This is a genomic window from Pseudomonas sp. Sample_16, from assembly GCF_004307665.1.
Lineage (GTDB): Bacteria > Pseudomonadota > Gammaproteobacteria > Pseudomonadales > Pseudomonadaceae > Aquipseudomonas.
Genome location: NZ_RCOB01000099.1, coordinates 1 through 6,803, shown reverse-complemented (window position 1 = coordinate 6,803; position 6,803 = coordinate 1). Strand labels below are relative to the sequence as shown.

Sequence of the window (6,803 nt, the reverse complement as noted above, 5' to 3'; positions counted from 1 at the left end):
CCTGGCAGAGCAACCACGCCACACCGGGCATGATCACGAAATGCGCAACCACGCCGAGAGCCACGCGCCATGGATGGCGTGCGACTTCGGCGAAGTCTTCGAGTTTGAGGGTCAGGCCCATGCCGAACATCACCAGGCCCAACAGCGGCACGATGGCCACCTTGAGGCTGATGAACCATGCTGGTTGCAGAAATGCCACAACAGCAAAAATCAGTACCCAGTAAGCGAAAGTGTTGCCGACAAAACGACTCAATGCAGCCAGTGCGCGCATGGCCTGATCCTTATTATGAGAAAAGCGTTAGGGAGCTAAGCATACGCTGCTTGCAAAAAAAGATCGCAGCCTGCACCAGCGTCGCCTCAGGAAAAAGTTTTCCGTAGGCGCCGCCGAAGGCTGCGATCTTTTTGAGTGCCGATTATCTGGGAAAGAAGTCAGATCCCTTGCGGAGTCTCTTCGCCACCCAACGCTTCAACCAGCGCCGGCAGGAAATCGCCGAAGGTCAGCATCATCAGAGTGAAGCTGGCATCCAGCTGGCCGAGGGCTTCGTCGCCGCCGTCCTGTTCTGCCTGGTCTTGCAGCAAGTCTTCAAATTTCAGGCGTTTGACCACCATCTTGTCGTCGAGCACGAAGGACAGCTTGTCCTGCCAGGCCAGCGACAGCTGAGTGACCACTTTGCCGGTGCTCAGGTGCAGCTGGATTTCTTCGCTGGTCAGGTCCTGACGCTTGCAGCGCACAATGCCGCCGTCTTCGTGGGTATCGCGTAGCTCGCACTCGTCCAGCACAAAGAAATCGTCGGCGGCTTTCTGCGTGGTGACCCATTCGGTCATGGTCGCGGTCGGCGACATCTTCACCGTCAACGGGCGCACTGGCAGGGTGCCAATCACTTCACGCAGGGTCGACAGCAGGTCTTCGGCCCGTTTCGGGCTGGCCGAATTGACGAGGATCAGGCCCTGTTTCGGCGCGATGGCGGCGAAGGTCGAGGAGCGGCGAATAAAGGCACGAGGCAAGAAGGCCTGGATGATTTCATCCTTGATCTGGTCGCGTTCTTTCTTATAGACCTTGCGCATTTGCTCGGCTTCGATCTCTTCGACCTTTTCCTTTACCGCGTCCCGCACGACGCTGCCAGGCAGAATACGTTCTTCCTTGCGCGCGCTGATCAGCAGGAAATCTCCGCTGACATGTACCAGCGGCGCATCCTCGCCCTTGCCGAACGGGGCGACGAAACCGTAGGTGGTCAACTCCTGGCTTGCACATGGGCGCGCCAGTTTGGTGGCCAGTGCAGTTTCCAACGCCTCGGCATCAACAGGCAGATCTTGGGTCAGGCGATAGATAAGCAGGTTTTTGAACCACATGGGGTGAGTCTCTCCTTTATACAAAGGCGGGCATTATTGTCCTCCGTGTGCCATAGGCCAACCCTTCTCTAAGCCTTTGGAAGGCATCAGAAAATTAATTAAAAAAGTGCTTGCCAGAGGTAGGGTCGCTCCGTAGAATGCGCGCCACACCGAAGCGAAGGGTGATTAGCTCAGCTGGGAGAGCGTCTGCCTTACAAGCAGAATGTCGGCGGTTCGATCCCGTCATCACCCACCACTTTCAACGCTACGCGCAGCGGTAGTTCAGTCGGTTAGAATACCGGCCTGTCACGCCGGGGGTCGCGGGTTCGAGTCCCGTCCGCTGCGCCATATTCGGTAACCTGGAACACTGAACGCCAGGTCACCACGGAAAAACCCGCCAAGGCGGGTTTTTTTATGAATGAAGTTCCTGCAGGTTGCATCGTTTCACCGGTTTTTAGATTTTTTTGAAAAAAACTTCAATTAAATCAACACTTTATAAAAACCTGTGGCATAATGCGCCCCGCAACGAAGGTAAAGGGTGATTAGCTCAGCTGGGAGAGCGTCTGCCTTACAAGCAGAATGTCGGCGGTTCGATCCCGTCATCACCCACCACTTTCAACGCTACGCGCAGCGGTAGTTCAGTCGGTTAGAATACCGGCCTGTCACGCCGGGGGTCGCGGGTTCGAGTCCCGTCCGCTGCGCCATATTCGGTAGCCTGGAACACTGAACGCCAGGTCACCACACAAGAAGCCCGCTTTATGCGGGCTTTTTGCTGTCTGGCGTTTGGCAATTCTGTGTATATAACTATGTAGTGCCTGCAAGGCACGCAGCTTTCGGATGATGGGCAACGTTTCCATGACAGTCATGGGAAGTGTTCGATATCTACCGAGAGACTGAAAACATGAATACCCTCCCTCTTGAAACTATTGTTTCGTCATCGGCTGCCGCTCCGGCAGCAGGATCGAATCCGGCTTTTCTGACCTGTGATGACGCAGCGGCCTTCATGCATGAGTCGTTGAAAGGTCGGCGAAGTACCGAATTCACCGGCTTCATCCTCAAAAACACGGAAGGGCGCTTTTATTGTGCCCTGGAAGTGAAGAGCGCCGATGAACTTGCTGACACAGAACTCCCCCGCGATTTCCCGTTAACCGTAGCCGTGAATCTTGTCGGTGAGATGGAAGTGCCCAGCGGCTATTCCCTTGAAGCGAGCCTGGTCTCCCGCGTCGACAAAGCAAAAGGTTTCGACGAAAGCGCCGTAGAGTGGAACCAGCGCAACCTTTTCCATTCGGTTGCCGATTTGCACACGGTCATGTCTTCGCGACGTCAATATTCCAGGTGTTATCTGTCGGCCAGTGATGGCGGGCTTATTGCCTACACCTCAAGCCTTTCCGACTTCGAGAAGGAGTTGTCGCCAAGGCTTCAGCTAAAACCTGACGGGAGACCGCAAAACTTCGAGAGTTTGTATGAAAGAGGTGCAATCCCGAGCAGTGTTCTGATTTTGCTGGCGATTGCGGCGGGTGAGGTAACCACTGTGGTAGCCGGTAGTCTCTGGAGGCGCAGGGGCAGGCTCAAAGCCAGTTGGAGAAACGACATACTGCAACATAATCCGCCAATCGAGTTGATGCCTGTCTGTGGTCCGGTTCTAAAGGCTGTCAGTGCTGTGGCTCATTATCTTCATGAACAGATGCTCAAGTTATCGCACCTGCAGCAGCACGTCGGCATCATTCTCAAGCATAAAACTCAGGACGTTTTTGTCGTCACCGCACCGGTGGCGAGCGATTACGCCAGTTTTGACCGGCACACTATCTTTCCCAAGGGGCCCCAGGCAAACGTGCTGCTGCCGGCACAGTTTCGGATTCATGGCTTCTATCACTCCATGAAAACTATCGCTGATGACAGGCTGCCCGCGCAGGAAGTGCAGCTGTATAAAAACTTTTTCTCTGCCAATGATCTGCGCACCGGGTTAAGCCGATTTATCGTCGCACCGCATCATCGGGTATTTCTGTGTACGCCGAGTGGGGCTGTTTTGCGATTCTCCAAACCGGAACCCGAAAAGCTGCAAAACCTGATGGCGCAGTTGGATCCCCAAAACGCTGACTATCAAGATTTCGAACAGAAGATTCTGAGCGGTGAGATGCGTGTGCAGGCGTTTGTCGATCGGCTGGCGGCTGCCGGAACCCTGAGCGTCCTTTATCCTGGCGATGTCTGGGCAAAGGGCAGGGTCCTGGCTCCTACGGCAACTGTGATCATGGGGGACGAGTCAGCGCAATGAAGACTCGGCATTGCGACTGTGTCGATAGTCACTGACCGCCTCATAAACAGCTTTGCGCAGCCGATTGATTCCACCGATGGGGCGGTGCGCCTCAAGCCCGAACCACGGATTGAACGAAAGGTTGTCGCATTGCAGATTCTGCGCAGGCGTATCGAAATCCTGAGGCGGCAAAGTGATCCGTGCCACCGTTTCGAACGGGGAATCCTGTTCACGCCATTCGATGCTGGTGTCCTCGATCGGCATGTACTTGTTCGCATCCTGGCGCTGGATCTGCAAGGCAAAGCAGGCCGGCACCCGGTCGGTGGACAATTGCTGGTTAAGAGCATTGCGCAGAAAGTTCGGCAGATCGCGGTTTTGCCTGGGTAAAACGTATGTCGGGCAATTATCCGGATCCGGCCTCACCCGAAACTTCGCATTCGCCTCGCCGAACTTGTACGGCGATACAGAGAAGTAAGTGCTTTGCGTCGGGCTTTCTGGCGGCGGGGACAGCGTTGCCAGCGCAATGAACAGGTGGCGGACCTGCCAGGTTCGCGGATCCCATCCCGGAAAAAACGCCATGATTTTTTGCCCATTGGCTTGAGCCGCGACATTCTGCCGATACTCGGCAACATCGCTGACAAAGAAATTCGGATGGCTGAACATCACAAAGTCCTGTTCATGCTGCCCCTGCCGGTCAGCAAGCAGCGGCGTACCCGCAACATCGAGCAACTTGATCGCCATGCCTCGGGCATCGCGCATGCTGTCGAACTGCGGATAGGCATTGCCGTTGGAAAAACGCAGGGTGGCCTGCCAGACCTTGCCCGGCTCACTGAATACACCCTGACGCAGTTCCTGCGCCAGTTGCGGCAACACCTGCACTTGGGCTTTGACACAGCCATGTGCCTTGGCGTGGGCGTCGCGCAGATAACGGGTGCTCTCACGGTGCTGGTCGACGATGCGCACAGCGGTCTGGATCACGTCCTGGGTCATGGCTGATTCGCCGTCCGGAATCTGTTCCAGTGCAGAAACCGGTCCACGGTGCTGCCAGACGAACCACGCAGTAGTCAGAGCCCAGATCAGCAGGCCGATGCCGAGCGCGATCAGCAAGCACTTGCCGAGCAATCGGCCCAGGCGCAACCACACCCTGGCAAGCAGTGGCAGATCCTTCTTGAAGGTGGTCATGATCATGGCAGTTGCGCCTCCAGCGGGCCGCCCAACACTTTCAGGTACTCCAGCAGCGCCCAGCGCTCTTCGGGTAACAGCAGTCGGCCAATGACACCTCTGCCGCGCTTGCCGGCGCGGAATTCATGGCCGCTGTTGTGGTTGCCGGTGATGCGGGTATCGAACAGGAAGCCATTGGTGAACGCTTCTGTGCGATAACCCAAATGCCGCGGATCGTATTCGAAGGTGCCTTTGTAGAACGTGGTGGATCGCTCATCTTGAGGCGACAACAATTGATAAAGGGTGGGAACCGAGCCGTTGTGCAAAAACGGGGCAGTCGCCCAAACCCCTGCCAGTGGGCGAGCCTTGTAAGCGACCTTTTCGCGAACGCCGATAGGCAGGCCGAAGCCATCGAGCCGAGGCTTCTCTTGGGCAGTGACATCGGCTTCACGATAAGCGCGCTTTTCGACGAGCGCGGTGACATAAGCCAGGCCCCTGGCTACCGATAGCTGACTCAAGTCCAGCGGTTCCTTGGGCGTGGGGTGCAACTTCACGTCCATCTGCTCCAGCTCTGCCAGGTTCCATTGCAGGGCGGTCAAATCAAATCGGTGGTTGGCGATATTGTTCGCCGCGCTCGGATCCGTACCGATGAAGTCCACTGGCAGCATGTGCAAACGTTGCACCCAGCGCTCACCTTCCTGAGTCTTGTGCGGGACATGGCAGCCGGCGCAATTTTCGGCAAACAGTGTGCGGCCCCTGGCTGCGAGCGGTTTATCGACAATGCCGAACAGGGCTTGCGGCCAGGTGGGTGGTTTCAGGCGCTGCAGGGTTTCTTCGATCGCATGCAGGTCGCGCACGCGGACGCTGGAGGCGTAGCGCTCGTCGCCTTGCAGGGGCTGGCCGTTGGCGTCGAAGAAACTCAAGGTTGCGCCGACGCCCAGCGCCTCACCGATATTGCGTGCCATCGGCTGTTGCGCCGACCCGTTCCATTGCACCCAGTCGAACGTCCACATGTCCCATAGCTGTGGATAATCCACCGGGGCGTTGGCGACGCGATAGTTGGTCGGGGAAATGGCGTCTCCGAAGGTTGCATTGGCAATTCGGCCAAAAGCATCGGTGCGGCCAGGACCTTCCTCGGTGGGGTAGAGACCGCGATGGGTATCGTTCCAGGCGACCTTGAGGAACGTGTTCAGCGAGTTTTTGAAGTCCCTGCGCAGTTGCGCATGAGCAGCATCGTAGTTTTCGCCCAGTACTTGGCGGGCGAAACGCTCGAACTTCCAAGGGTTGTAGTAGGTAGATGTCAGGCTGGCGACCAATGCCTGTCCGAAACTCCCGCCGCGCAACGTAGGAACGCTGGAAGGCAAAACATGTTGCGCCGAGCCACCATCGATGCGCACCGCCTGGCCGTTTAACCGCAGTTCACCGGTGTGGCAAGCGGCGCAAGTTATGTCCAGATATTGCTCCGAACTTCCGGGGTTTCGGTGCCGGGTGAAGCCTACCGGCAAGTTGCCGGGATTGTTCGGCGTGGCTTTTTGCTGGGGATCAATCAGAAATCCAAAGCGAGCGAGGTATTGCGGTGAGGCGAAACGCTGTTGCGAGAACGGCAGTTCGAGGGCTTGGAACCACTCGTAGCGCAGGCCTTTGACCTGTGTGCCCTGAGGCGTGAAGTAATAGGTTTGCCGTTCCTCGGCACTCCACTGATCCAGGTAATGCACTTGCTGCACTGGCGAATGGAAGGGCAATTTGGGGTTGGCGATGTAATACAGAACCACGGCCAGCCCAGCCACCAACAGAAAAACGACCACAATCAGCAAGCGGAGGAGGAGGCGCAAGATGAACATCCTTGTCGATTTTTCGCCCGTTATGCCTGAGTGGCCAATTAGCGGCAAGAGGCCATTACGCCATATGTCATCAGGGCAGAACTGCCTCCTTCAGATCAATCTGACAGAAGTTTCATCTTGCTCAACTGCAAAAGCGTTTAAACACCTGAACTTATCGTAAAACTCTTGCTCTCATGCCGGTAGCCATTGGTCGTGGCGGCCTGATAAGCTCGCGGCTTTAC

General features: G+C 56.5%; 4 protein-coding genes, 4 tRNA genes and 1 pseudogene. 5 read left to right on the top strand and 4 right to left on the bottom strand.

All coding sequences use genetic code 11. The features are described from left to right. Positions 1-271: pseudogene (locus D8U69_RS14730) on the bottom strand (bile acid:sodium symporter family protein); the annotation flags it as partial. A 158-nt stretch (positions 272-429) separates the two neighbouring features. Continuing rightward, positions 430-1,350, bottom strand: coding sequence for a recombination-associated protein RdgC (gene rdgC, locus D8U69_RS14725; RefSeq protein ID WP_008060875.1), 921 nt, complete (start codon positions 1,348-1,350; stop codon positions 430-432). Between the two features lie 159 nt (positions 1,351-1,509). Here rdgC and D8U69_RS14720 point away from each other — a divergent pair. The 5 genes from D8U69_RS14720 (at position 1,510) to D8U69_RS14700 (ending at position 3,601) form a co-directional block, all read left to right on the top strand. After that, positions 1,510-1,585: transfer RNA gene (locus D8U69_RS14720), tRNA-Val, on the top strand. Positions 1,586-1,600: 15 nt separating this feature from the next. Then, a tRNA-Asp gene (locus tag D8U69_RS14715) sits at positions 1,601-1,677 on the top strand. A 188-nt stretch (positions 1,678-1,865) separates the two neighbouring features. Next, positions 1,866-1,941 (top strand) — tRNA-Val (locus D8U69_RS14710). Between the two features lie 15 nt (positions 1,942-1,956). Next, positions 1,957-2,033 (top strand) — tRNA-Asp (locus D8U69_RS14705). A gap of 197 nt (positions 2,034-2,230) precedes the next feature. Continuing rightward, positions 2,231-3,601, top strand: a complete 1,371-nt coding sequence (locus D8U69_RS14700) for a hypothetical protein (RefSeq protein ID WP_130907602.1) — start codon at positions 2,231-2,233, stop codon at positions 3,599-3,601. Here D8U69_RS14700 and D8U69_RS14695 read toward each other — a convergent pair. Both D8U69_RS14695 and D8U69_RS14690 read right to left on the bottom strand, forming a co-directional pair. Continuing rightward, positions 3,590-4,768 (bottom strand): catalase family protein, encoded by a 1,179-nt coding sequence (locus D8U69_RS14695; RefSeq protein ID WP_130905270.1) that lies wholly within the window; start codon positions 4,766-4,768, stop codon positions 3,590-3,592. The two genes, D8U69_RS14700 and D8U69_RS14695, sit on opposite strands and share 12 nt — an antisense overlap. Beyond that, complete coding sequence (locus tag D8U69_RS14690; RefSeq protein WP_130905271.1) at positions 4,765-6,573, bottom strand: di-heme-cytochrome C peroxidase; 1,809 nt, start codon at positions 6,571-6,573, stop codon at positions 4,765-4,767. The genes D8U69_RS14695 and D8U69_RS14690 overlap by 4 nt, the downstream gene beginning before the upstream one ends. Between the last annotated feature and the right edge of the window lie 230 nt (positions 6,574-6,803).